Annotated in this window: 22 protein-coding genes; 13 read left to right on the top strand and 9 right to left on the bottom strand. The window is 57.6% G+C overall.

The window, feature by feature from the left end; all coding sequences use genetic code 11:
- The first annotated feature begins 135 nt into the window (after positions 1-135).
- Genes ACZ1HN_RS18975 through ACZ1HN_RS18965 form a run of 3 tightly spaced genes read left to right on the top strand, consistent with a single transcriptional unit; the run spans position 136 to position 4,882 of the window.
- Positions 136-1,473, top strand: coding sequence for a TolC family protein (locus ACZ1HN_RS18975; RefSeq protein WP_472728616.1), 1,338 nt, complete (start codon positions 136-138; stop codon positions 1,471-1,473).
- Positions 1,470-3,704: an ATP-binding cassette domain-containing protein gene (locus tag ACZ1HN_RS18970; protein ID WP_472728615.1), complete on the top strand. Its 2,235-nt coding sequence runs from the start codon at positions 1,470-1,472 to the stop codon at positions 3,702-3,704. Before ACZ1HN_RS18975 ends, ACZ1HN_RS18970 begins: the two co-directional genes overlap by 4 nt.
- Entirely contained in the window at positions 3,701-4,882 is a 1,182-nt protein-coding gene (locus ACZ1HN_RS18965; RefSeq protein WP_472728614.1) for an HlyD family type I secretion periplasmic adaptor subunit, read from the top strand. The genes ACZ1HN_RS18970 and ACZ1HN_RS18965 overlap by 4 nt, the downstream gene beginning before the upstream one ends.
- Positions 4,883-5,628: 746 nt before the next feature.
- Here ACZ1HN_RS18965 and ACZ1HN_RS18960 read toward each other — a convergent pair.
- Both ACZ1HN_RS18960 and ACZ1HN_RS18955 read right to left on the bottom strand, forming a co-directional pair.
- Positions 5,629-6,255 (bottom strand): LytTR family DNA-binding domain-containing protein, encoded by a 627-nt coding sequence (locus ACZ1HN_RS18960; RefSeq protein WP_472728613.1) that lies wholly within the window; start codon positions 6,253-6,255, stop codon positions 5,629-5,631.
- A 298-nt stretch (positions 6,256-6,553) separates the two neighbouring features.
- Complete coding sequence (locus tag ACZ1HN_RS18955; protein WP_299202314.1) at positions 6,554-6,958, bottom strand: YbaK/EbsC family protein; 405 nt, start codon at positions 6,956-6,958, stop codon at positions 6,554-6,556.
- A 161-nt stretch (positions 6,959-7,119) separates the two neighbouring features.
- On the opposite strand from ACZ1HN_RS18955, the gene ACZ1HN_RS18950 reads away from it, so the two are divergent.
- The 5 genes from ACZ1HN_RS18950 (at position 7,120) to ACZ1HN_RS18930 (ending at position 10,964) form a co-directional block, all read left to right on the top strand.
- Positions 7,120-7,809, top strand: coding sequence for a GntR family transcriptional regulator (locus ACZ1HN_RS18950; RefSeq protein WP_472728612.1), 690 nt, complete (start codon positions 7,120-7,122; stop codon positions 7,807-7,809).
- 247 nt (positions 7,810-8,056) lie between these two features.
- A complete protein-coding gene (locus tag ACZ1HN_RS18945) occupies positions 8,057-9,076 on the top strand; it encodes a polysaccharide deacetylase family protein (RefSeq protein ID WP_472728611.1) in 1,020 nt (339 codons plus the stop codon).
- Between the two features lie 187 nt (positions 9,077-9,263).
- Positions 9,264-9,791, top strand: coding sequence for a DUF4440 domain-containing protein (locus ACZ1HN_RS18940; RefSeq protein WP_472728610.1), 528 nt, complete (start codon positions 9,264-9,266; stop codon positions 9,789-9,791).
- Positions 9,792-9,872: 81 nt separating this feature from the next.
- Complete coding sequence (gene blaOXA / locus ACZ1HN_RS18935; protein ID WP_472728609.1) at positions 9,873-10,688, top strand: class D beta-lactamase; 816 nt, start codon at positions 9,873-9,875, stop codon at positions 10,686-10,688.
- A 75-nt stretch (positions 10,689-10,763) separates the two neighbouring features.
- Positions 10,764-10,964: a hypothetical protein gene (locus ACZ1HN_RS18930; protein ID WP_299698896.1), complete on the top strand. Its 201-nt coding sequence runs from the start codon at positions 10,764-10,766 to the stop codon at positions 10,962-10,964.
- Between the two features lie 197 nt (positions 10,965-11,161).
- On the opposite strand, the gene ACZ1HN_RS18925 is transcribed toward ACZ1HN_RS18930, so the two are convergent.
- The gene (locus ACZ1HN_RS18925) at positions 11,162-11,707 is read right to left on the bottom strand and encodes a dihydrofolate reductase family protein (RefSeq protein ID WP_472728608.1); all 546 of its coding nucleotides are present in this window, start codon (positions 11,705-11,707) and stop codon (positions 11,162-11,164) included.
- Between the two features lie 78 nt (positions 11,708-11,785).
- The gene (locus ACZ1HN_RS18920; RefSeq protein ID WP_472728607.1) at positions 11,786-12,853 is read right to left on the bottom strand and encodes a zinc-dependent alcohol dehydrogenase family protein; all 1,068 of its coding nucleotides are present in this window, start codon (positions 12,851-12,853) and stop codon (positions 11,786-11,788) included.
- 114 nt (positions 12,854-12,967) lie between these two features.
- Between ACZ1HN_RS18920 and ACZ1HN_RS18915 the strand changes: the two genes are divergently transcribed.
- Complete coding sequence (locus tag ACZ1HN_RS18915; protein ID WP_472728606.1) at positions 12,968-13,864, top strand: LysR family transcriptional regulator; 897 nt, start codon at positions 12,968-12,970, stop codon at positions 13,862-13,864.
- 106 nt (positions 13,865-13,970) lie between these two features.
- Here the strand turns inward: ACZ1HN_RS18915 and ACZ1HN_RS18910 are convergent, their stop codons facing one another.
- The gene (locus ACZ1HN_RS18910; RefSeq protein ID WP_472728605.1) at positions 13,971-14,819 is read right to left on the bottom strand and encodes a LytTR family DNA-binding domain-containing protein; all 849 of its coding nucleotides are present in this window, start codon (positions 14,817-14,819) and stop codon (positions 13,971-13,973) included.
- A gap of 246 nt (positions 14,820-15,065) precedes the next feature.
- On the opposite strand from ACZ1HN_RS18910, the gene ACZ1HN_RS18905 reads away from it, so the two are divergent.
- The 4 genes from ACZ1HN_RS18905 (at position 15,066) to ACZ1HN_RS18890 (ending at position 21,943) form a co-directional block, all read left to right on the top strand.
- Positions 15,066-15,857 (top strand): MipA/OmpV family protein, encoded by a 792-nt coding sequence (locus ACZ1HN_RS18905; RefSeq protein ID WP_299598872.1) that lies wholly within the window; start codon positions 15,066-15,068, stop codon positions 15,855-15,857.
- 76 nt (positions 15,858-15,933) lie between these two features.
- Positions 15,934-17,211, top strand: a complete 1,278-nt coding sequence (locus tag ACZ1HN_RS18900) for a fumarylacetoacetate hydrolase family protein (RefSeq protein ID WP_472728604.1) — start codon at positions 15,934-15,936, stop codon at positions 17,209-17,211.
- A gap of 1,129 nt (positions 17,212-18,340) precedes the next feature.
- Positions 18,341-19,729 carry a hypothetical protein gene (locus tag ACZ1HN_RS18895; RefSeq protein WP_472728603.1) on the top strand — a complete coding sequence of 463 codons (1,389 nt, stop codon included), beginning with the start codon at positions 18,341-18,343 and terminating at the stop codon, positions 19,727-19,729.
- A gap of 213 nt (positions 19,730-19,942) precedes the next feature.
- Complete coding sequence (locus ACZ1HN_RS18890) at positions 19,943-21,943, top strand: DEAD/DEAH box helicase (protein WP_472728602.1); 2,001 nt, start codon at positions 19,943-19,945, stop codon at positions 21,941-21,943.
- A 1,007-nt stretch (positions 21,944-22,950) separates the two neighbouring features.
- Here ACZ1HN_RS18890 and dtd read toward each other — a convergent pair.
- From dtd to ACZ1HN_RS18870, 4 genes are read right to left on the bottom strand one after another with little or no spacing between them, the layout of a single operon-like run.
- Positions 22,951-23,397 carry a D-aminoacyl-tRNA deacylase gene (dtd, locus tag ACZ1HN_RS18885; protein WP_472728601.1) on the bottom strand — a complete coding sequence of 149 codons (447 nt, stop codon included), beginning with the start codon at positions 23,395-23,397 and terminating at the stop codon, positions 22,951-22,953.
- Positions 23,394-24,065, bottom strand: coding sequence for a nitroreductase (locus ACZ1HN_RS18880; protein ID WP_472728600.1), 672 nt, complete (start codon positions 24,063-24,065; stop codon positions 23,394-23,396). The genes dtd and ACZ1HN_RS18880 overlap by 4 nt, the downstream gene beginning before the upstream one ends.
- Positions 24,062-25,183, bottom strand: coding sequence for a TFIIB-type zinc ribbon-containing protein (locus ACZ1HN_RS18875; RefSeq protein ID WP_472728599.1), 1,122 nt, complete (start codon positions 25,181-25,183; stop codon positions 24,062-24,064). The genes ACZ1HN_RS18880 and ACZ1HN_RS18875 overlap by 4 nt, the downstream gene beginning before the upstream one ends.
- Positions 25,180-25,599, bottom strand: coding sequence for a hypothetical protein (locus tag ACZ1HN_RS18870; protein ID WP_472728598.1), 420 nt, complete (start codon positions 25,597-25,599; stop codon positions 25,180-25,182). Before ACZ1HN_RS18870 ends, ACZ1HN_RS18875 begins: the two co-directional genes overlap by 4 nt.
- Positions 25,600-25,725: the final 126 nt, after the last annotated feature.

The raw sequence follows: 25,725 nt of genomic DNA, 5'->3' as shown, positions 1-25,725 counted from the left end.
AAAACGAAATTTTCACTGGGCAAGAACAACTACAAAAAACAATCGAGCACACTCCAGAACGATATGAGGCGCGGACCGGGTTCCGTAACCGCGCCCACACAACCCAACGATAAAAACCCGAAACGGGACAGGACTATGGGGCAAGGTGGTATCAAGTTTGCGGCGCTTTTCGCCGCCGTCTCGCTGACTGCGGGGTGTACGGGGGATATGGGCGACGTGCCCTTTGTTTCCCGATTGAACACGAGCGTGGCTGACACTGCGGGGCCCGTATCCCAAGCCGCGTTGCGGGCGACACCCACGAAACATGATGAAACACTGAATACCGAAAGCCCTGTTGTTCAGGGCCTGCTAGCGCGCCGGTCCGTGCTGCCTGTGGGCAGTGCCTATGAAACGGTTGCCACTTCAGTCTTGGCCGCCAATGCGCGGGCGGCTGAAACAGAACTGCGTGCCGCGCGCCTGCGTGCATCGGCGGCGTCGAAGAACTGGTTGCCGACCATTGGACCGCGCGTGTCGCTGAATTCCTTGGGCGATGTGATCACGCAGATCGTTGTGGATCAGGTGATTTTCGACAATGGCCGCAAGAAGGGTGAACGCGCCTTTGCCAAGGCCGATGTCGAAGTGGCGGCCGTGGCGCTGGCCGAAGACACCAACGCCCGGGTGGCCACGGGGCTTGGTCTGTATCTGGACGCTGTTGAAGCGCGCGAGAGTGCAGCCGCCCACCGCGCGACCCTGCGCGAGATGGAGCATTTTGAATACATCATGTCCGAGCGCGTCCGGGGCGGCGTGTCCGACATGTCGGACCTGAACGTGATCCGCCAGAAATTGGCTGAGATCCGGGCCGCTATCGCTGCCAGCGATGAAGTGGCGACCACGGCCATTGCAGAGTTGAACGCGATGTCGATCCAGCCGCTGGATGATGTGCGCGGGCTTGAGGCGTTGACCATCAGCGGCACAGCCGCGCAACCCCTGTCCGTCACCCGCGCCGAAGCCGAGAAAGAGCGCAGCATCGCGCAGGCCCAGATTGATCGCGCCAGCCAATTGCCCGGCATCAACGCGCAGGCCACCGTTGGCGAAAACAGCGGCACGGGGATCACGGCGGGGGGCATGTCGCTTGGCCTTGGCACCGGCGCGCGCCTGCGGGCGATCGAGGCCGCCAAGGAAGCCGCTCGCCGACAGGTCGCGCAGGCGAATGAGGATGCCAACCGCACATTGCGACGGCTTGAAGGAGAGGTTGCTGCGACCGCCCGTCAAGCAGGTGAGGCGCGCGGGTTGACCGCGCAGGCCAAGGCGAACCTGGACCTGTTCCAGGAACAATATCAGGCCGGGCAGCGGCAGGTCATGGACGTGGTGGGCGTCTATGAAACCTTTGCCGCGCGTCAGGTGTCAGAAGTGCTGTTGAAATACGAAGCCATCAGGCTGCAGGTCGAACTGGCCCGCGTGCAGGGTGTGCTTGCGGACGGAGAGCAGATTTGACCGACAAGCGGCCTTTTACCCTGACCATCACCAATGGAAATCGCGCGCAGATCAAGGCAGCCCCGGTCAAGGAGGCACCGCGTGCGGACAACACCAACCGGATTGCCGATCGACTGAATGCGCGGGCGGATATGGCGGTCGCCTATGCGGGGTTGCTTGGCGTGTCCTCGGCCCGGTCCGACATGGTGGAAACGCTGTCGCTGCAATCGCGGGAGGGGGCGAGCGACAAGGTTGAAGCGAGTGCCATTGCTTCCTGCCTCCAGGCGGCCGGGTTGCGGGCGCAAGTACTGTCCGTCAAGGCGCTTGGACCCGATCATTGGCCCGCACTGGCCTATATGACCAGCGGTCAGGTCGTATTAGTCGTCGGACAAGATCGGGATGATCTGGTCATTTTTGACAAGACCTGCCCGGACAATCGCGCTCATGTACCGCTGGCGGAATTTACACCTTTTTTTATGAGTTTGCTGGTCAAAGCTGAGGCACCGCTTGAACGTGTGGCCGAGGTGCACAAGACGTTCAAAGTCGCCAATCATTGGTTCTGGGGGCAGTTCTCACGCTTTCGTAAGGCGCTGGCCGAGATCGCGTTGGGGTCCTTTGTTGCGAACCTGCTGGCCGTCGCCGTGGCGCTGTTTTCCTTGCAGGTCTATGACCGCGTGATCCCGCATCAGTCCGAGGCGACGTTGTGGGTTCTGGCGGCGGGCGCATGTCTGGCGCTGCTGCTTGAGGCGTTCATCAAGATTGCCCGTGCTCGCTTGATGGACGGGGCCGGGCGGCAGATCGAGCTGTCGGTGCTGACGTTGCTGATGCGGCGTGTGATGGGCATGCGGTCGGATGTGCGCGGGCAGTCGCCCTCGATGACCTTTTCAGCCATGCGCGAGTTCGGGTCGGTGCGCGAATTCTTTACCGCGTCGACCATCGGCACCATTGCCGACATTCCGTTTATCTTTGTTTTCTTGCTGCTGGTGGCGTCCATCGCCGGGCCGGTTGTGTGGGTGCTGATCCTGGGTGGCATCCTGATGGTGGTGCCGGGTTTCTTCCTGCAAAAGCGGATGCTGCGGTTGACACAAGAGACGCAAGGGGCCTCCGCCAAGTCGTCGCGCCTGTTGCACGAGGCGATCTTTGAGCGGGATACGGTCAAGACGCAGCGCGCCGAGGACCGTGTGATGCGTCTGTGGCAAGAGTTGACGACGCTGTCGGCCATGAAGTCGTCAGAGCAGCGGCGGCTGGCGTCCGTTCTGACGTTCTGGTCGCAGGGCATGCAGCAGATGACCTATGTGGCTGCGGTGATTGCCGGCACCTATCTGGTTTTCGCCGGGCAGTTCACTGTGGGGTCGATCATCGCGGTGGGCATTCTGACCTCGCGCACGCTGGCGCCGCTGACCCAATTGGCGGGGACTATGGCCCGCTGGGGCAATGTGAAGGCGGCGCTGGATGGGCTGGATGCCATTGCCGAGGCGCCGCAGGATGTGGATGAAAGCCGGACCTATCTGCGCCGGGACAGCCTGAAGGGGCATTTCGAGCTGCGCGAGGTGCAGTTTCAGTACGAAGACGACGGCGCGCCGACGCTGGACATTCCGGGCGTGCAGGTCATGCCGGGGCAGCGTGTGGCCGTTCTGGGATCGAACGGGGCGGGCAAGTCATCGCTTTTGAAGATCCTGTCGGGGGTCTATGCGCCGACCAAGGGCCGTGTTCTGATCGACGGCACGGATATGAGCCAGATCGAGCCGCGCGACCTGCGTCGGTTGATCGGCTATCTGGGGCAGGATGTGCGCCTGTTCTCGGGCACGCTGCGCGACAACCTGAACCTGACTTTGCTGGAGCGCGACGATGACCGCCTCTATGCAGCGCTGGACTTTGCGGGACTTGGCCCATTTGTGAAGGCGCACCACAAGGGCCTTGATCTGGAGATCCTTGATGGCGGGCAGGGCCTGAGCATCGGGCAGCGACAGTCCATTGGTTGGGCACGGCTGTGGTTGCAGGACCCGGCCATTTGCCTGCTGGACGAACCCACCGCCGCGCTGGATCAGATGCTTGAGAGCACTCTGGTCAGTCGGTTGGAGACATGGATGAACGGTCGCACGGCCATCATCGCCACCCACCGGGTGCCGATCCTGTCGCTGACGAACCGCACACTGATCCTGCAAAATGGGCGTATGGCCCTGGATGGCCCGCGCGATGAGGTGCTGAACCATATCGGCAAGACCGTTTCACTGAAGGGCAAGATCGCATGAGCATCGCGGGCACCAATCTGAGCGGTCAGCTTGAGGCTGATATGCGCGGCCCGTCGCTGGTGGTGTGGCTGAGCGCGGGCGCCGTTTTGGTGTTTGTGCTTTGGGCCGCCTTTGCGTGGGTGGACGAGATCGTGCGTGGCTCGGGCGAGATGATTTCATCTTCGCGTCCGCAGATCATTCAGAACCTCGAAGGGGGTATTCTGGCTGAACTGGCCGTGGCCGAGGGCGATATCGTCGAGCGCGGCGATGTGTTGGCCCGTTTGCAGGGTACGCAGTTTCAAAGCCAAGCCGATGATCTGCAGGACCAGATCACGGCGCTGGCCGTGCGTCAGTTGCGCCTTGAGGCCGAGTTGGCGGGGCAGTTCGACTTTGCCGTGCCCGGCGGGCTGGAGCGGCAGATGCCGGGGCTTGTTGCGTCGGAACGGTCGCTGTTGAACGCGCGTCAGACCGATTTCCTGAGCCGCCGCGAGGGCGCGCAGCGGGTGTTGGATCAGGCGGCCAAGGAACGTGCGCTGCTGGAAGATCTGTTGGAGCGCAAGATCGTGGCCCTGATTGAAGTGACCCGCGCCCGCAAGGCCCATGCGGATGCCCGGATCAAGCTGGACGAGATCATCACGCAGACCGAGCTGGAACGCGCGCAGGCCTATTCGGACACGTTGAAAGAGCTGGGCACGTTGCGCCAGACCTATAAGTCGGCGCAGGACCAGCTGAACCGGACCGTGCTGGTCAGCCCTATGCGGGGCATCGTGAACAATTTGAGCGTGACGACCATCGGTGGTGTCGTGCGTCCGGGCGAGGAAATCCTGCAGATCATTCCACTGGATGAAGAGTTGTTTGTGGAGGCGCGGGTGTCGCCCAAGGACATCGCGGGCGTGCGTCCAGGGCAGGAGGCCAGCGTGAAGCTGAGCGCCTATGATTACACGATCTATGGAGCGTTGAAGGGCGAGGTGAAGCTGATCTCGGCCGATACGTTCAAGGACGAGCGCAAGCCGGATGGCGATCCGCACTACAAGGTGACGGTGCGGGTGGATATGTCAGCGCTGACGGAGCGGCAGAAATCGGTGTCCATCCGTCCAGGTATGCAGGCCGAGGTCGAGTTGCACACGGGGTCGAAGACGGTGCTGCAATACCTGATGAAGCCGCTTTATAAATCGCGTGAGGCGTTCCGGGAGCCGTAGGGTCGGGTCGGCTTAGAGCGCAAGGTGGCGAATGCGGCGCGACGCATGAAGGTCTGCTGTCACCTAGGCTTTCTTGTATTGTATGATCGATCATGTCTGTTTCCAGAGTGATGATCATTGGTGGGCCAGGTTCAGGCAAAACCTGGTTAGCTAAGCGAATGAGCAGCCAACTGGATCTGCCTGTCTACTCTGTTGATGACGCGGTCTGGGATTGCGACGGCAATTTGAGACCGGAAACGACAATAGATGCACTGGTCCGCGCGCAGATCTCTAAAGAGCGGTGGATCATTGAGGGTGGCAACACACGTACATATGAAGAACGGGGGTTGAGATCACACCTCATCATAAGGCTGAACCCTCCAGTCTGGCGTCGTTTCATAAGAGTTTTGCGCCGAGATGGTCCGAAGTTTTCCCTGCTTTTTTGGACATTTAGATACGACAAAGTCTTTGGGGATAAGGATCAGGCGATCCTACGATCTGCAAAAGACATCGCAAACTGTGTTGAACTTAGGTCCAGCAATGACAGCAAAGCTCTTCTTAACAAGCTTTCTGCCGAACAATCGACATTGGCGTAGTCGCAGCGAAAACTAACTTCGTCCCGCTTTTGTACAAGCTGCGGCGCGAACTGGTAGATGAATGCGATTTGTGGGCCACATCCAATCAACGCAGATCGGCCCTCAACACGCCCAGAACGTCTTGCAATCGAGGCCCGAGCAAACATGTGGGGTTTTTGTCTAGCGATCATATCAGATCCAACCGTTTTCGCGCAGCACGGACAAACGAGACCTGGCAATTGGAACTTGTTCGCCATCTGACAGAACTATTACCTTGTCGCGTCCTCTCGTCTTGATGTGCACAACTGCCTCTGGCGAAACCCACCACGACCGATGAACCTGCAGGCCGGACGTGTCCGCCAGGAGAGCAACGGCGTCTTTCATCCGCCCTCTGACAAGACAGCACCCCTCTTCCAATCTGAACTCCAGATAATGATCGTAAGCCCTGACAGCCATCACCGCCGATTTTGGCCAGCCCAACGTGGCTGATGCGCCCAATTTCTTGTCTATGTTGATATGAGCCTCGACTTGCCGTTCATTGCCAAGTCTTTCGGGGTTGTCACGCCTCTGATCGAACAAGATCCAGATCAAGACCGTCACACCAGCCAATGGCAGCACCGCTGGAGAAAGAAAAACGATGAATTCCAGCATGGGATCAGGGTCTTTTGGCAGCAGGCCGATAACCTTCATGCCATGAATTTCAAATCCGGCAACGACGTTTGTCGCCAGCATCGAACCGAGTGCAGCCAGTGCCTGGGAAATCCATCCATCCGACATGGCCCATAAAATGAGAGCTCTGAACAGGATCGCCTGTGCCACGACAAGCACCTTGATTGTCGTCCATAGGATCAGGCGATGATCGAGGCCAAGCTCACCGGTGTCATAGGCACCTGCCACCGAGAACAAAAGCGCAAGCGACAACGCCATCACACTGCACAGTACTACACAGTTTCGCGCAGCTGCACGCGAGCGAGGGATCTCCCGAAGGTCCGGATGATCGGCATAGTGCACGTCGCCGACTGATTGCTCTGACAAATGAGTATGTCGGCCCAAATCGTCCATCCTTTCGAGCGGGAACAGCGTGTAATATGTTCCGCGCGTTGGCGCGGCTTCTGCATTAACGCGTGTTGTTGGTAAAAAGCCTGACACCCGGCAGGCGCGCGAGGCTCTTTGGATCGACACGAAAGACAGCGTTTGGTGCTCCGGCCGCCGCCCATACTTCGTTGTACTTTAGGAGCGCACTGTCCATCCAAGTGTCCAACGCACACAGATGCCCAATCGGTGCAACTCCGCCAATGGCAAACCCGGTCTCGGACCGCACTCGCTTTGGATCTGCCCGCTTGAGCGGTTCGCCGAAGTCTGCGGTGGATCGGTTCAGATCGAGATCATGGCACCCACTGACAAGGACCAACTTGAGTGCTGAGCTTTGTGTCCCCTCGAAGACCAGCGACTTTACGATCTGTCCGACTTCGCAGTCACAAGCCAGAGCTGCATCCGCAGCGCTTCGTGTTGTCTCTGCCATTCGTCGCACAGTCAGATCGAGACCGAGGGAGTGGGCGGCATCGTGAACGCGTTTGATACTTTTTGACATAAGAATCCTATTTTTATTTTTGTATACAAAAATATTTATTGAAGACATTTTATCCCTCGTGCAAGGCTGCGAAATGACTTAGTGAGCGGATCATGGCCAAAACAAGCACACGCAATGGAGCGCGCACGCTCCAGATCGCAGAGGAACTCAGGCAAAGCATTGTCCGTGGCGAGTTGGCGCCCGGTACGGTCCTTAGACAGGAAGACCTGGCCAAGAGGTTTGAAACAAGCAGAACGCCGATCCGGGACAGCCTGCGTCTGCTGGAACGGCAGGGCCTTGTCTCTGTACCCACGAACAAGGGCGCGGAGGTCACCCTACTGAACGCAGATGATTTTGCGGAGATTTCGGAGATGCGGGCGCTCGCCGAACCTTTGGCACTGCGGCACGCCATTCCCAACCTTACGAACCGGCACCTTGAGGTGGCAGAGAGAATTCAGGCCAAAGCGGAGACGGCCTCGGTCGAGACATTTTCGGACTTGAACAAGGCATTTCACGCCAGCCTTGTTGCGCCATGCAACCGGCCCCGGCTGCTGGCGCATCTTGCCAGCCTTAGTAATCTCAACGAGCGTTACTTGTCGTATGCCGTGACGACATTGGATTACGTTGCGCGGTCCCATGACGAGCATCGCGAGCTCTTGCAAGCATGTTTTGCGCGCAATGCAGATCAAGCCTGTTCGCTGTTGGAACAGCACATCAACGACGCGAAAAACTCGCTACTGGCTCGGATGCAAGACGCGCGGGCGGTCATCCATGACGGGGGCTATGACATCTGCCCATCCTGATTCTCGAAGGGCGCGTCGCAACAGTTTGTCCGGAAGATGGGGTGGTCGCCAACGGCCTGGCGACAAACTGCCCATCCCGTGCAGGGCATGTCACGACAATTGCAGACACTTCACGCCTTTGATGTTCTCTCTGCGCGTCCTCTAGCGATAGCTTGCGTCATTGTACCTCGCGTCTCCGGCCGCCAGTCGTCCATGTGCGAAAAACATGGACGCCTGCGTCCCGAGACACATCGCCCAAAATGGAGCCGTGTCATTGTTGATCGCATTTCGAAGATATTTCGCCAGCCCGTCGTTGGTTATCCGCCCGATCGCCGCCGCGCTGGTCGTATTCAGCACCACACCGCAGCCGCTCTTGTCAAAAGATGCAGCTGAGACGCCTCTACCTCAACGCGAGATTGCGCTGAGCTTTGATGATGCACCACGGGGCGACGGCCAGTTGCTGGACGGGCGTACAAGAACCGTCATGCTCATCCAGGCGCTGGAGAGAGCGGGTGTCGAGGGAGCGGGGTTTTTCGTTCTGACGGGGCAAATTGCTGAGACCGACGGCGGATCAGAACGTATCGCAGCCTATCAAGCGGCGGGCCATGTGCTAGCCAATCACACGCACACACATCCGTCCCTCAACAGGACGGAGACCGACGCATTCCTGGCGGATGTCGACCTGGCCGCGGAGGTGCTGTCGGAGTTCGGTGGTTCTATTGACCTGTTCCGCTTTCCCTATCTGCGCGAAGGTGACACGACGGAAAAACACGCTGCGGTGCGCGAAGGGCTTGCGGACAGGGGGCTACGGAATGCCTATGTGACCGTTGATAACTATGACTGGTATCTGCAGGCCTTGGTCGACGAGGCGGTCAGCGCAGGGCACCCGCTGGATCGCGCGGCTTTGGGACAGCTCTACGTGGATGTCATTGTTGATGCCGTTGAGTTCTACGATGCTGTCGCAAAGCGCGCTCTGGGTCGATCGCCACGGCACATTCTTCTCCTACATGAAAACGATCTGGCAGCGCTTTTTGTCGATGACCTCGTGATCCGCCTAAGGGAATTGGGTTGGACCATCATTTCCGTGGACGACGCTTACGAGGACGACATTGCAAACCAGCAGCCCGACACGCTGTTCCACAACCAGGGGCGGGTGGCTGCTTTGGCCCATGCGGCCGGGGTTCAGCCCAAAGAACTGATTAATGTCGCCGAAGACGAAAGCTATTTGCGGGCGCTGTTTGAAGATCACGGACTTCTGCCCAAGCCAGACAGCCCCGGGAGCGATTAGGTCACCGCACCAAAGAACGCGTACCGCCCCGCCCGCGGTGACCGTTCGCGACATGAGATGACATCTGGCGACCCTCGGGCTTTCGCAACTCGCATTGGGCGGGTTAGTCGCCAGCATCGATAGATTTCGCCTCACGGATCAGTGCCTTTGCGCGCACCCTCACAGGGGCAAGAGGAGCCTGCTTAACATGAAACCCATCGCCCTCGCTGCAGCTATTGCCTGCGCCATCCCGTTTGTCGGTCAAGATACATCGCTTGCACAGGATCGGCGTGAGGTCCCGCCGTTTCGGACATATGGTGCGGTGTCGGATCAGGCCCATGCGGACAGTATCGTCCAGTTCCTTGCGGCGTTCAGGACCGCTTGGGCCGGTCAGGACATCGATGCGCTCACCAGGCTGCATGCCTCCGATACTGAGTGGATCAACGCTTATGCGCGCATTTTTCAGGGACGCGCGCCTCTCATGAATTTCCTGCGCGACAGTCTCTTCCCAACCTTCGGGTCAGAGGTTTCCCAAACCGAGATGCAGGCGCTGAAACCCATTTCCATCCGCTATCTCGGCGAATACGCAGCGGTCTTGCATCTCTATGCCGATAGCAGGCGCGGCGCATCGCGCAATCCGGGCGAAGATCTGCGTCGCACGCATATTCACCTCGTACTCAACCTCGACAGGCAGGGTTGGCAGATCGTTCATACCGCCATCATGGATGCACGATGACATCAGGATAGCCGTCGTCCTCGCAAGATACCGTCACAGCGACCCAGCGAATTAACTATGTCAGAAAAAGGAGAGATTGATATGCGATTACAGGTATTGGCCATGGTCATTCTGGTCTGCCAGGCTGCCAGCGCCGCTGCGTCAGAGGTGATAGAAGAACGCGACGATTGGGCAGCCTTCTTTTCGGATGCAGGTGTCACCGGAACAATTGCCGTCATTGACGAGCGGGAGGAAGGAGCTGTCTTTGTTCACAATGCAGACCGCGCGAAGCAGCAATTCTTACCGGCGTCGACCTTTAAGATCGCCCATACGCTCTTTGCTCTGGATGCCGGTGTCATCGAGGATGAGTTTCAGACTTTTCCCTGGGATGGCATAGAGCGGTGGTATGGCGCGTGGAATGCCGATCAAGATCTGAGGTCTGCGATGCGGCATTCCGCCCTGTGGCTATATCAGGAATTTGCCAGAGACATCGGAGCAGAACAGGAGCGCAACTACCTACAGCGCGCGGCGTATGGCAATGCAACCATCGGCAGCAAGGTGGATGAATTCTGGATCGATGACACGCTGCGTATCTCGGCCTTGGAGCAGGTGGCATTCCTGCGCAGTCTTTACCACAACGAACTGCCGTTTTCGGTGGCTGATCAGCGTCTTGTTAAGGCTCTGATGATCAATGAGGCTGGTTTGAACTGGGTCCTGCGCGCCAAAACAGGTTGGGGTGTACGATCGAGTGGGAACCTCGGCTGGTGGGTCGGTTGGGTTGAAACGCCCAGAGGGGCGGTGTTCTTCGCCCTCAACATTGAAATGCCCAAGGGGGGTGACGACGCTTTCAAGCGCAAGAGCATCACACGGGCGATTTTGCAGGATCTTGATGCACTTGATCAGGAAAAAACAAATTGATGCGGGCATGGCTCTGATCATCAGGCCCGGCGTTCGGCCCAAGTAAACTGCTCAGGCCAGCTAAGGAAATGCACGATGAACAGTTCCGGCCCTAGGAAAGAGATATCCTACTACACACGCCTCGGAGTTGCCTTCGGGGCGTGTTTCGGCATCCTCGGCGGCGCTGCTTTCGGCGACGCCAGCACGTGGATCGCGCTTGGCCTCGGGTTGGGGTTGGTCATCGGCAATCGTTTCGGAGTTTGGAAGCAAAGGCGGTCAAGGGACGAGGGAGAATGACCATCTCGCGATGTGAACCGCATTCACTGCGGTCGACGTTGCTGTTTCGTCAAGCCGCACGCCACGCAGTTCAGATTGACCGGTGTCGAACGTCCTGTTTTGTCGGCGGCACGATCGTTGCAAGCTTCGCTTGAACTGTAACAATCAGCTTTTTGATCGCGGTCGTGTAGCCAATTGAAGCGCTCAAGCGCTATCCGTCATGTCCCGCGGTCTTGTATGCTGTAGGTCAGATCCACCAAACCGGACTGAAATTGCTTTGAACCCTCGAGATTCAAATCGATATCGTGCAGGAGGTCGCCGAAAATTCGGATCCCTTCGCCAATCAAGATCGGGACGATCGTAATCTTCATGTCGCAAATGAGCCCCGCCTTGAGAAAGGATTGGATCACGGCTCCGCCATCGACGTAGGCACGTTTGAAATTCCGCGCGGACAAGGAGCTCATAAGTGCTTGGGGCGCAAGGCTACTGATCTCGACCTTTTCTACTAGTGGCGTGGGAATATCCCGCTGATCAAGTGTTTTGCTGAGCACGATGACCCGTTTTTCGTATGGCCACTGCTCAAAATCCAGAACGGTTCTGAACGAACCGCTGCCCATGACAATGACGTCGACACTTCTCTGAAACTCTGCAAAGCCGTGATCTTCTCCGTCAGTTTTCTGCTTCATCAACCAGTCGAGTGAATGGTCTTTGCGAGCCACAAAGCCGTCTAGGGTCATCGCCATCATTATGTGTCCGGTCGTCATGAGATCATGCTCCTTGATCATGTGATTGGGTCTCGACTATTTTCGTGAGCTTTGCTTCCTCAGGCTTCCCGGTTCGGCTCAAACTTCAGTTGGGTGTTTTGCAATGGTTTCTTTTTTGGCCGTGTTTGAACCAGCAACGTCAATGACAACCTTGCCGATATGCTGTTGAGCGTCGAGCCGCGAAAATGCGGCTCGCGCGTCCTCGAAATCAAATCGTTGCTCGTCCAGAACGGGGTGTAAGCCATTGCTGTCGAAGAAGGCCATTGTGTCTCTGAGCATGCGCGCGCTTCCAACATAAATCCCGTTCAACGTGATGGATTTGAAGATGATGCTTGTCGGATCTACCGCACCTTCGACGCCGGCAAGAACCCCGACTGCCGAGATACGCCCCCCGAAGGCAACTGCGTTTAGGGACCGTTGAAACGTCGGAGCGCCACCGACTTCGACAACGACATCCACACCCACCCCTCCCGTTAGTTCGAGCACTGCACGGTCCCAGTCTTTGACCTGTCTGTAGTTGATGACGTGATCCGCTCCGGTTTCTTTCAGAACGGTTTCCTTCATCTTGCTGCCGGTCAACGATACAACGGTGGCACCCATGGCTTTCGCGATTTGCAACGCAAACATCGAAACGCCGCCGGTGCCCATGGTCAATACAGTGTCACCCTGCTGCAATGCTGCCTTTTCAACCAATGCATTCCAGGCGGTTGCTCCGGCACATGGGAACGACGCTGCCTCGGCGAAGTTGAGAGTTGATGGGATTCTGACAAGAGCATGCGCGGGCAGCCTGACAAATTCACTCAGCATGCCGGGGCGTTGGTGCCCAAGCGATCTCTCATCGCCATTTGGGTCTTCATCGCGCCAATCTGGAAAGAATGCTGCTACAACCCGTTCACCAATCTCCAGTCCGATTGCGCCAGAGCCTTTTGCAACGATACGCCCGGCGCCATCGGACAGCGGCACATGCTCGGCACCGCCGTTGTCGAGCGGCAGCACACCGCGCGCTAGGACAAGATCTTTGTAGTTCAAAGCTGCGGCTTCGATCTTAACGATCACATCAGTTTCGTTTTTGGGAGCTGGGACGTCCCCATGCCGCATCGTCAGGTTTCTGATGCTGCCGACCGGCTCAAGTGCGTAGTACCGCATGGCAAGGTTCCCTTCTCACTTTGCTGCTGCAGAAAAGTAGATCGGCGAACGTTGACAAAGAAGACGCGGGTTGTTCACTCAAAGGTGTCGATTTGGTTGACAAAGGGGCTGGAAATGGCGCTGAAAACGAAAGTGTACCTTGCGCGTACCCTGATTGCTGCTGTCGAAGGTGGTAGCATCGCCAACGGGGCACGAGCGCTGAACATCACGCGAAGTGGGGCCAGCAAGAATATCGCCGCTCTGGAAAGCGCCTTGGGTGTAAAGCTCTTGAATAGAAACGCGCGCAACATGTCTTTGACCGAAGCGGGCGAGACGTATGTGCAGGGCGTCAAGTCCGCACTTGACCAGATCGAAAGCGCCGAAAGCGCGGTCTCGCAGTATCGCGCGGAACCGTCTGGCGTGTTGTCTATCGAGTCGACGATCCTGTTCGGGCGGCTTTATCTGGCCGAAATGGTGCGCAAGTACCTGCGCGCATATCCCAAGATGAGCGTTGATCTGCGTTTGAATGACAGCGCGCCGGACGTCACAACAGGCGAGGTTGATCTGTATTTTCGCACCGGACGGATCAAGCATCTGGACATGATCGCGATAAAACTGATGGATATATATTTTCGAACCGTGGCGTCACCTGAATACATCGAGATGTTTGGAGTACCTGCCACGATCGCATCATTGGCAGACCACAACTGCCTCAACTTCCGGTTTCCATCTGATCACTCGATCTTTCAATGGCGACACATGATGGAAAGCGAAGCCGTTTTTCAGAACTTCAACGGGAATTTCATCTCGACGGACGTTGCAGAAATTCACAGCGCCGCCCTGGCCGGAGAAGGTATCGCTCAGCTTCCCAATCAACTCGTGGATGAGGACATTCATTCGGGCAGACTTGTTGAGCTGTTCCCAGACGCGGCATTTGCCTCCAACGCCCTCCATATGTGCATTCCTTACAACCGCAAATCCGATCTGAAAGTGACAAGTTTCAGGGCGTTTGTAGCAGATCACAAGTTTTGAAAGGGTGTTTGTCGGATGTCCGCGGCAAACGCCTTGTTGTTTGATACCGGGCGCCGGAGTGATCCTTGATCCACGGTCACTCATCCTTTGTAAAGAGTGGTTCCCTCTATAGCATCTTCTTTAGATTTCCGTAGCGGCGCCTGCTGACCGGGATTTCGGTGCCATCGTCGAGGGTGCAGACATAAGCGCTGCCAGAGCGACGAATTTTTTTGATGTGCTTGAACCTGACCCAATGCGACCGGTGGCATTGTATCCCTCGGAAGGTACTGAGTGCGGTCACGCAATCAGCAAAGGCCAGTTTCAGTGTCGCAGTCCCTTGGGTGGTTGTGATGGTGACATAGTGATCCTGCGCTTCGGCCTGCATGATGTCATCACCCAGTTTGTGGGGAACAGAGGGCAAGACGCTGCGCAATGTGGGCTCGGGAAGATGTCGAGATCTCATGACTTTCCGGTATCGCTCAGCAATGTCCGCCGCGCGATAGGCAAATATGGCGACCAGGGCGGAGAGTCCCAGAGACGGCGGAGCCAAAGCCATGAGCTCCGACAGGTAGAGCCGGCCAGCACCAGCCGCCGTGATACCAGTAAAGCGCACACCTTCAAGCAGGGCCTCGGCAGCCAAGGAAAACGGCACGAGTAGAAATGGCAAAATGCAAACGGCAAGGATCAGTGGCCATGGCATCTTTGCACCCAACAGAACGCCGAGCGCCGTCGTACCTGCGAGCAAGCAAGCAGCCACAAAAAGATGGGTGAACCAATGCACCGCCGACAGCCAAAGCGGAAATTGCGCGGTTACAAGAGGATCAAGGCTTGTAATCACAAGCCCACCAACGGCTGAAAACGCCACGCAGTATTTGGTGAGCTGTCGCCACGAGGTGTCTTGCGAGCCGAAAAGCGTCAGCAACACTGTCGAAAGCTGGCGTACGTCCCTATCAATTTGGTTGTCGCTATTTTGCATCGCACTTGGTTCTCATCTGGCGGTTCAATTCGCCCAACGTACGGAGTCGCCACGCAAGCTAGAATGGCAAATTCGCGAACGGTAACAAAACGACCGTTCGTGAATGGCTGCCAACCGCTGACGCATTTTTGGGACGACTTCGAGAACTTGTTGTTCTCAAGCCCCTCCATCTTTCGCTGTTTGAGCGCGCGCCAATTGTTTGGGCGCATCGCAAGACAAATCAAACACTAAGAAGAGGATGCTCCCATGTCGGGACCTTACAAAATTTCGCTGCCGTTTTACAGCGCGCTGGTGTTGGCAGCACTGTACGGGCAGCAGGTTTTTGCAGATGAAACTGGACGTGACCTGTCAGGTGTGATCGGTATCGGGTTAAGCTCGGCACCGGAGTTTTCTGGATCGGACGAAGACGAGACGAGCATCATTCCGATTATCGATCTGACCTGGCGTGACCGCTACTTTCTGAACGAACGTGGGCTTGGGTTCTATGCGCTCAGGAATTCGGGGCCACAGAATTTGTCGCTTGGCTTTTCCGTTGGCTACGATTTCAACGAACGATTGGCAGAGGACGACGCTCGCTTGACAGGTCTGCGGGATGTGGAAGCTGGCGCCTTCATATCAGCGCACATGGAATTCCAAGTGGGTGTTGCTGCTGTTGAACTGGAAATCAACCATGGGATCAGCAGCGACGGACATGAAGGAACCCGCGCCATCGTTGGAGCAGAGTTTGGCCGGACACTTGGAGAGCGCTTGCAGCTCTCGGCCAAACCGTTTCTGGTTTGGTCCGATTCATCATATGCCAGCGCATTTTATGGTGTCAGCGGGCAAGAGGCTGCGGCATCCTCATTTACCGCCTATGATGCCGGGTCGGGTTTCGAGCGCGTCGGGATTGAACTGCAAGCCTCCTATAGCCTGACATCCCGAACCGGGCTTTTTGTGAGTGTGGAGCACTCTCAACTGCTGGGCGACGCAAAGGACAGCCCGATTTCCTTCGACAACGCTCAGACAGGGATCTCGACCGGCGTTTTCTTTCGCTTTTGATCACTGGTTGGTGCGGCGGGTCAAACGGTCGCCGCATCCGACGCCAGTTATTCCATGACATACATCGAGGTTCGACATGAGACCTGTTCTGTACATCCCTGTTTTGGCAGCTCTAATCCCGATCGCGCTTGTCTTCGGCATCCAGGACGACCCTGAGCGCACCAACCCTATCTCAGCCGAAGCAGAGATGTTGAAGCCCGCCATTTTGCCCGTGACCCAAGGCTTTACACTTGCGCTTACACAAGACGAGGCAGGGAGGCCCGCTCCGCTTTTGGTCACGAACCTGTCCGGAGCGGAGATTTCCGCGATTGATCTGACCGAGCACGGTGCAGAAAACACCAAAGATCTATTTGGTGCGATGCGGGACGTTGGAGAGCGGCAGCTCGCAATCCTGTTTCGTCAGGCGCAAGAACCCGGTAACGCCGATCTGACGCAATCCTATGGGTTCGATGGGCTTTTGTCTGTTGCCGGTTCCGGGAACCGGCATGTGGCCTCAGGCACCAATTTTGTAGAGCACGCGGAGGAAACCCAAAGCCAATCCGTATTTAACTTTCCAAAGTTCGGCCAACCGACCCCACCGGTCACGGAAGTGACACACGCCCCTGGGGTGCTGCTCGATTACGAGGTTGAGCTGTGCATGCTATTCGACCGCAGCATTGCCACCATTGATGACTTTGACGAGGCGGAAAAGGGTCTGTTTCTTTGCGGTGATTTTACCGATCGCGCGGTGTTGTCCCGGATGATCGACGTCGACAACTTCGATTCAGGTTCGGGGTTCAGCGATGCCAAAAGTGGGCCTGATTTCTTTCCCACCGGCGGCTTTCTGGTGGTGCCCAATGATTGGAAAAGCTTTGTCGACAACGAACGGATCGTCACCTTCCGCAACGGTCAACTACGTCAGGATGCACGCGGAGGCGAAATGATCCTCGACTTTCGTCAACTGACCGAACGGGTGCTGGCAGATGCGACGTCAACCCGGTTCGTCTATCAGGGACGCGCTCATACTTTGATAGAGGATCGCAGGATAGCCCGGGGTCAGGTTTTGATGTCAGGTACACCCGAAGGAGTTATTTTCATGCCTCCGAGCTGGCGGCAGATGACCCGGGGGATCATTCGATACCTTTGGTCCGGTGCGTTTCTGAACGGAACTTCAGGATACGAAGGTGTGGTCAATTTCTTTATTCGCGATGAGTTGGAATCCAAAAGGTTTCTCCAACCTGACGAGCAGATCACCTATGTGTCCGCCTCTATGGGCACTGTAAGTGTTACAGTCGTTGGGGATGATGGCGACGCCACAGGATTGCAAACCGCGTCATCACTACCAGTTGAGATCGAGTGGAACGACCCCAGCTGACTATCATAGCGTGCCGGTCAAACGAGCAGTTTCATTTGAGGTGCAAGCAGTGGCGAAAGTCTTGATCCTAACTTTCGGAACCAAAGGTAATGTGCAACCCTATGTCGCCATCGGAAGCAGTTTGGAGACCAGAGGACACGATGCGACGCTGTCAGCCGGCGTAGGGTTTGCGATCTGCTTAGCGCGCATGAGTTTGTCTCAAAACCTTTGTCCATCCGTGTTCGCGATTTGATGGATACGCTTGAAGTGCAATCCGCGTTTGTCCATTGGCGTTGCAGGCTCAAAGCCATGTGCAGCATGAAGGGAGGGTTGAACAGGCAACTCAGTAAGATGTGGTAGGTCACACAAGAGGTTCAATCAGATCTGGTCATTTACCTCTCGGTGTGCCGCAACTTGCTTAGGCGACCGGTGCTACTGCAGTCCCGAGCTTTCTGCAGCTGACCTTTGTTGTAACGCGGGATTCCCAGCCATTCTGGTGCCAACATTTCCACTTGGTTCAACGGGAAACAAGTTGGTTGTTCTCGCAATTGCAACGCTAGCGCGGGTCAGTCTGACCTTTTTCTTGTATGGCTGTTTGGCACTGCCAGCTTCATTTGCTTACTATGGTAGCGACTGGTATCCCCGCTAAGAACAACGCAGCAGTGCCAATTTCAGAATTCGTTGCCTGCCGATACAAAGCACTTGGATTTTCTGAGTTTGCAGCAGATTTCGTCGGTCATCTGTCTCTCAACAACGCAGTCTTGGCCAGAAGCGCGGAGGCTTCAAGTATTGCAGCGGTTTTGACCAACGCGTGCCACCCACTTTGCTACAGATGCGCCTTTTTTGCGCCAGCAACACGTTGTTTTTCTGCAGAATGGGCGGAAAGCAGTCATTCGTTTCGGCGACAATGACGCAAGCAACCGCTGACCAATGTGTATCCTTATCACACTGGCCCATTGATTGGTTGGCACGCCAGCTTCAGATTCAGGGGGACTTCCAGCAGCGGCATACATTCCCGCAACTGGCAATATCCATTGCTCCACTTTTAAACATACAATTCAACTTCAGATTGACGTTCTGTCCGCCAGTGTGATCCACGTATCCAAGATGTCTTTAACAGGCTTCTTTGTTAACAAGTTCCGAGGATATTATGTCGAGTATCACAATCACCCTTACAGATAGCTCTGGCCTGACCGCGCTAACCGGCACTGTTTATGTTGCTGGCTGGATCAATGGCGGCAGCGCAGATTTCAAGGTTCTGGGCAGCGATGGTACATTCGGTCCGCTCGCGGCTGGTACCAAAACTCTATCTTTTTACGAGGTGTCCAGCATCCCTTCCGTTGTATTGACTGACAGCACCAACGGCGATGATCGGCTGTTGTTCACAGCCTGCCCTAACGCTCCGGCTGCGCTGGACCTCATCGCCAACAGCAGTGGTGTCTATGACGACGTCCTGATGTACACGCAGTACCCCTATCTTCCGGCACCCGGCGTCGCCCCCGGGGGTCCGTATGACGTGTTCGAATTCGGAATGAACGCAGCTTTTGACCTTTCGTCTGTAAATGGCTTTGGGTTGAACTTGCGCTTCTCCGTACCTGCGAATGGCAACAACCCGGCACAAAGCTATGGCGCACAAAGCGGTGTAACTCGCAAACAGATAGGAGAGGCATTCACCTCATGTCTCGCCAATCAATCCGGCATTCCGGGGGCTTCTGCGTTTTCCGATCTGCTGTACGATGGCGCGATGCCAAACAGCACATACACACCGCCCATGGTGGACACGCAATTCTTTGCTATCGCAGATCCCAATGACTTTCTGGCGGCAAGTACGAGGAACTATGTGAATTCCACCACAAGCGGCTTGCAAACTTATTGGACCTCTACGCTGCAAGCCTTCTTTGCCGCAGGTAACACACTGGCCATCAGCGTCCCGGTCGCCGGCGATCCCGGCAATATCTACTCTGGCTCCTGCATCACCCACACCAACCCGCACACAAACACAGAGATGTTGGCCTACAAACTGACCAATTCCGAAGGTGACAAGACATACTACTTCTACAACCCGCTGGGCGCCGACCCTATCAATTCCCCCAATGACCTTCAGGGCGCACAGTACGTGTTCCAACAGGCCTTCACCGACACGTTGACGCCCGGCATCATCGGCGAAAGCGAAGCGATGCTGGTTCAGGATACGATTTGGGAAGCCATCTGTCGCGGCGTCGTTATGAATGGCACATATGCCGACGCCTTCCTCACAGAGGACGCGCAGTTCAGCACCACGGCCTGGAACAATCCTACCACGTGGTATGGCGATTCTGCCCCCAGTCACCTCTACGCAAAATTCCTTCATTGCAGTGACGTGAACGGTGACGATCATCGGACGAAGGGCACAGAACCCATCATGCTGGGCGGTGCAGCCTATGGCTTTTCCATGGATGAAACCCCGATGGGTACATATTCCGGTCCACAGGTGCCATCAAAGACCACATACAATATCAGCTCTGGCACGGTCGCGTTGACCGTCGGGGCATGGACCTAGCTGTCCCGAAATCCAGATGACTTGTCTCCGGCCCGACAAAATGGGCCGGAGACGTACGACATCGGCACGTGGCGTCAATCCATCGCAATCGGGTCCGCGTGTCTATACAATGGAACGGACACCCGATAAGGGGCGGTCTTTAACCTTGGCTGATGCACCGCCTGCAATACCGCAGCACTCACATCGCCGGGCCGAGACAAAGAAAACGCCGCCGTGAAACAAACCATCGCCGACGCGCTGGCCCGCAAGGGTTACGACACGCTTACCCCGGTCCAGCAGGCCGTCACAGAACCCGAATTGGCTGGTCGCGACCTTTTGGTTTCGGCGCAAACCGGTTCGGGAAAAACCATCGGGTTTGGCCTTGCCATTGCGCCTGAACTGCTGGGGCCAGAGGACACATTCGGGCCATCTGGCGCGCCGGTGGCCTTGGTGATTGCCCCGACGCGGGAACTTGCACTGCAGGTGAAACGGGAGCTTGGTTGGCTCTATGCAGACGCAGGTGCCTTCCTGACATCCTGTGTTGGCGGCATGGACATGCGTGACGAAAGACGCGCATTGGCGCGGGGTGCACATATCGTTGTGGCGACACCGGGGCGGTTGCGCGATCACATCATGCGTGGCTCCATTGATTTGTCTGCCATCCGCGCCGTGGTTCTGGACGAAGCGGACGAGATGTTGGACCTCGGGTTTCGCGAGGATCTGGAATTCATTCTGGATGAGACACCGGCAGAGCGCCAAACCCTTCTGTTTTCGGCCACGGTGCCGCGTGCGATTGCCAACCTCGCAACACGCTATCAACGGGATGCGGAACGGATCAGCACCGTTGGTGAACGGACCCAACACGCCGACATTGAATACCGCGCAATGATGGTGGCCCCGCGTGACGGCGAAAACGCGATCATAAACGTCCTGCGCTATTATGAGGCGCCAAATGCGATCGTGTTTTGCAACACGAGGGCCATGGTTGCACGTCTGACGGCACGTCTGTCCAACCGCGGGTTTTCAGTTGTCGCCCTGTCCGGAGAGTTGAGCCAGGGCGAACGCTCGAACGCCTTGCAAGCCATGCGCGACGGACGCGCCCGAGTATGCGTCGCCACCGATGTCGCCGCGCGCGGGATCGACCTGCCAAACCTTGATCTGGTGGTCCACGCAGAGCTGCCCAAGACTCACGAAACCCTTCTGCACCGTTCTGGCCGGACGGGACGTGCGGGCCGCAAGGGGGTCAGTGCACTGGTCGTGGTGCCCTCTTCGCGGAAAAAAGCAGAGCGTATTCTGAAGCTCGCCAAGCTGACCGCCGATTGGGGCACCGCCCCGTCTGCCGAAGAGGTCACTGAGCGCGACATGGCCCGGATGTTTGCCGCTGATGACTGGCACGCAGAGATTGCGGACAGCGAACGTACATCAGTCGATCAACTGGTCGAAAAGTTCACACCCGAACAGATCGCGGCGGCTTACTTGCGCCAGTACAAAACACGCCACTCCGCCCCCGAAGAGCTGGGAGATGTGAAAGCTGAGGCGCCGAAACCGCGCGCTGCCTTTGGCCCCAGTGTCTGGTTCTCGGTCTCTGAAGGGCGCAATCAAAACGCATCGCCGCGGCATTTGCTGCCCATGCTGTGCAAGGCGGGCGACATCACCAAGGACGACATCGGCGCAATCCGCATTGCCGATGATGTGTCTTATGTCGAAATCCGGGACAGCAGTGTTGCGGGCTTCTTGGTGGCCATTGGCCCCGACATGAAAATCGAAGGTTCCAAGGACGTTGTGCGCCTGGATGGCGTACCCGACCTGCCCACCTTTGAACGGCCAAAATCCAACCGCTCGTTCAAGAACAAACCACGATCTGCCGAAAACGACGCTGCGCCCGTGGATTGGAATGACGCGCCAACGCCGCGCCGTCGGAAACCCAAGCCCGAAGATCGCAAGCCTGCAAAACCGGCGAACCAGCAAACCAAGGCCGACGGTTCAAACACCTCGGCTCACGGACCGGCACGGCGACGTGGACCCACAGCGGCAACCGACAATGCAGCAACTGACCCTGGCAAGAAAACCCGTGGCGATAAACGCAAAGATAGCGGTGCCAAATCACGGGGCGATGCACCAAAAGGCCCTCCTCCTCCGAAGGGCAAGCCCAGCAGCAAGAAGAACCGGGCACGCGCCACAGCGGCGAAAGCATCAAAAGGAGGGAATGCTGTTCCGAAACGGCGGGCAAAGTAAGCAAGGCGTGGGTACTGTTAAGCGCTTGCTGAGACATCCTTTGCCGGCATTTGGGTTGCGATACGCTCTGTATCGGCCGTCGAAGTTACAAATGTGGGCTTTCTCTTCTCGATCAATAGCAAGGACACGCATCAGATAACGTCACACCAAACTCAGCGCCGAGATACCGGACCATGCTGTCCATTCTTGTATGACCAAATCACAGGCTGGGAGCTTGCTGTCGATTGCCACTTTGAACAGCGCCAGATCGCGATGATTGTCGGCTAGCTCAAGCCGAACCCGAATTGTCCACGTGTGCTTCGGATTCAGCGGTCGTGTCTGGCCGATGATCCCTGTTCAAAGCTGGGCCGAGTGCATGAATGGCAGATAAGTTTGATGTTTCCACGACCAATCCTGCAATCCGCCATGCCCTCCCGCAACCAAACCCCGGTGTTGCTGGTCAATCGTATCGCAGGATGCCGCAGAGGCATTGCCTTTCGACGCAGATACCTTCGACTTGGTTGTGAGTTACCTCAGCCTTCTGGACATTTAGGGCATCGAAGCCGCGCTCGACGAGGTTGTTCGTGTCTTACGCTCCATTGGGCAGTTTCTGATTGCAAACCTGACAGGTTTTCGCAACTGCCGGCGACATCAAGGGTGGTGGTTGGCATCTTGCCTGACGGTGGCCGTGAATTCGTTGTGCACCGCTATTTAGAGCCTCAATCTGTAGTCGTTGAATGGAAAGGTATCGCCGTCACTAATTGGCATCGGCCGCTGTCCTTCTACATGACCCAGCTATTGGAATGAGGCATGACGCTCAAATACTTCGATGAACCAGCAGTTCTGCAACCGGCGGACCCAAAGGAAGACGCCTACAACAACGCTCCCTGCCAACTGATCATGGAATGGCAGAACCCCCATTAGAATTAGGAGATATTGCCTTGCCGCAATTGCGAATTCTGCCGGAGCAGACCTTCGAGTGAACGCGGTGAAATAGCGCTCTGTCCCGAACCGCGGACGATTTCAAGCTAACCAGCCTTAGTGTCCAGCCAAATTGTCACGGGCCCGTCATTCGTCAATCCCACGGACATATCTGCGCCGAATTGACCGGTTTCCGTTTCGATTCCAAGATCGCTTAGGGCGCGGGCAAATTGCAGGTAGAGTGTTTCGGCCTCATCCGGCTTGGCTGCACCCGAGAACCCGGGGCGGTTGCCGCGCGAGGTGTCGGCGGCAAGCGTGAACTGGCTGACCACAAGGGCACTGCCCCCTGATTGCAGGATCGACAGGTTCATCTTGCCCGCCTCGTCTTTGAAGAGCCGCAGCTTGGACACTTTGGCCGCAAGCGCCTTGGCCGTGTCATAGGTGTCGCCCGGCATCGCGCAGACAAGGATCAGGAGACCAGGGCCGCATCTGCCAACCGTTTCGCCGTCCACGGTGACGGAGGCTTCGGACACACGTTGCAGAAGCGCCCTCATTCCTTCCACTCCATGACATCTGCCACGTCCGCACGATCCGTGCGGAAGCTGTTGGCCGGGTGGTTCGGATCGGCATAGCCGAAGGAGATGGCGCAGAGGATCTGGCGATCTTCGGGAATGTCGAAATGGCTGCGGACAAAGGGGGCCTGTGCCGCAATCGCCGCTTGTGGGATCGTGGCGACGCCCAAGGCCTGCGCGGCAAGGCAAAAGGCTGTGACGAAGCCGCCCGTGTCCATGGCGCCATAGGGGCCGAGCACCTTGGGGCTGGTCACGATGGCGACATGCGGCGCGCCGAACAGGCGGTAGTTTTCCATCATCTGACGGGCAGAGGCCGCGCGGTTCCCCTTTTCGATGCCGACGGCATCATAAAGCTGGAAGCCGCAGGCGCGGCGGCGGTCGCCATAGACATCCGGGTACCCTTCGGGCCAGGGCATGTCGGGGGCCGGGGCGGTTGTGCTGGCCGCGGCATAGAGCGCATGGCGGAACCGGTCGGTTTCGGCGCCTGACGTGACGATCAACTGCCAGGGTTGCGCGTTGCACCAGCTTGGCACCTTTTGCGCGGCAGATATGATCCGGGCAACTGTGTCTTGCGGGACAGGGTCCATCAGAAAGCCGCGGCACGAAAAGCGGTCCGACAGAATGTCGTTCAGGGTGTCGTATTGGGTCATTGTTGGAGGGCCACCACTGCGCCGATGGCTGCGGCCACGATCAGGCCCACGATCACCGCGACGGCGATCTTGCCCGCGGACCATGGCCTTTCACCCTGCACGCGCCCCGTGCGCCCGTTGACGACGAAGCGGTAGGTTTCGCCGCGGTACTTGTACGCGGCGAGCCAGACGGGCAGCAGGATATGCTTGAAGGTCACGGCCCCCAGTTTCGTGTCGATGGAATGGATGCGCTGTCGGTCGCCGCCGATGTCAAACTTCACGTCGCGCGCGATGACCCGGTCCATGCGTGCGCGTGCCTCTTCAAACCCGTCTTCCAGCTCGACCGCGTAGCCTTCGGCGCGGAAACCGGCGAGAAATTCGGGCGCATAGGGTTCAAGCGCGCTCAGGTCCCATGGCTCAAGCGCGTCGGTGAACCGTTTGGGCAGGGATTTCGAGGCCAGTACAAGCACGTCGTCGAAGAAGCGGGCCACCTTGCCCCGTGTGCGCCGCCAGCGCACCTTGGTCACGCGCACCTGTTGGCGCTTGCTGTCCCGCATAACGGTTTTGGTCTCGTGATAGACGGTGCCGCGTTCGCCTGTATAGGCGCTGCGCGTGTCGGCGTCGAAGGTCCAGTAGGGCACGTAGATGCCCTGCATCGCGCGACCCTTGCGTGCGTAGTCCTGCAGCCCGTTCGGGGCAAACCACAGCCCACCCAGCCAGTCGGTCATGGCCTTGCGCGCCTGCGCTTCGGTCATGGCAAAGGGCAGAACGCCGCGTGGTTTGATATGCCGGTGTGCGCCGGTGTCCGTCACCACCGGCGTGGCGCAGAACGGGCATTCGGTGGCGTGGATGTCGGCGTTGAATTCGACCTGGGCCGCGCAGTTGGGGCATTTCGAGACGCGCGTTTCCTCAATCTCTGCCGCGGGCAGGTCGGCGTTCAGGGCGGCACGGTAGTCCAGTTCGGCAATGGGCGCGATTGTTCGGGGGGCGTCGCTGTCCATATGTGCAGTGTTGCCGCAATGGTCGCAGACCAGCTGCCCCGCGCCGGGATCAAAGCGGAAGTCCGCGCCGCAATTGTCACAGGGAAAGCGGTGGTCGGCGAGTCCGGCGGGGCCGCCTAGGTCGTGAAGATCGGTCATAGCAGTTTGTGCATTGAAGTTGGTGTCATCCGGCGCAAGGCTCCATCGCCAAGCGCCGTGTGCCGCCAGAGGTGAAAGATGGCGTGCAGGGCAGAGGCCGACATGAGGTAGAAATAGAGGTTGGGCAGGGATGGACCTGACCATGTGCAGCCCAGTTGCGACCACGCGGTGAGCGCAGCCACGACGCCAAGGGCGGCGTACATGGCGCGGCTGAGCCATGGATGTGCGCGGCGCAGGGCCCCTTCGAGTTTTGGACCGGGACCGTTCATCACCCCCTGCGCCACGGCCAGCAGGCACATGGCCAAGCCGGACAGGGTAAAGGCCCACGCCACGACGGGGATTGGCCCGCCCGCCACCAGCAGGATCAGCAGCACCAAGGTGAGCCAGTGAAGCGCAATCGTGGCCTTTCGGCGCATGTCTGTTCCTTCAATTGGAACGGTGCGTGGGTGGTACCATCAACCGTTCAGTGTTTCGCCGCCAGCGTAATGCTGCCGGATCAGGAACGCTACATGCAAGCGGCGTTCTGTCAGTGAAAGTTGATG

The organism is Tateyamaria sp. GN1-10, assembly GCF_055693845.1.
This window is presented reverse-complemented; position numbering and strand designations above follow the sequence as displayed.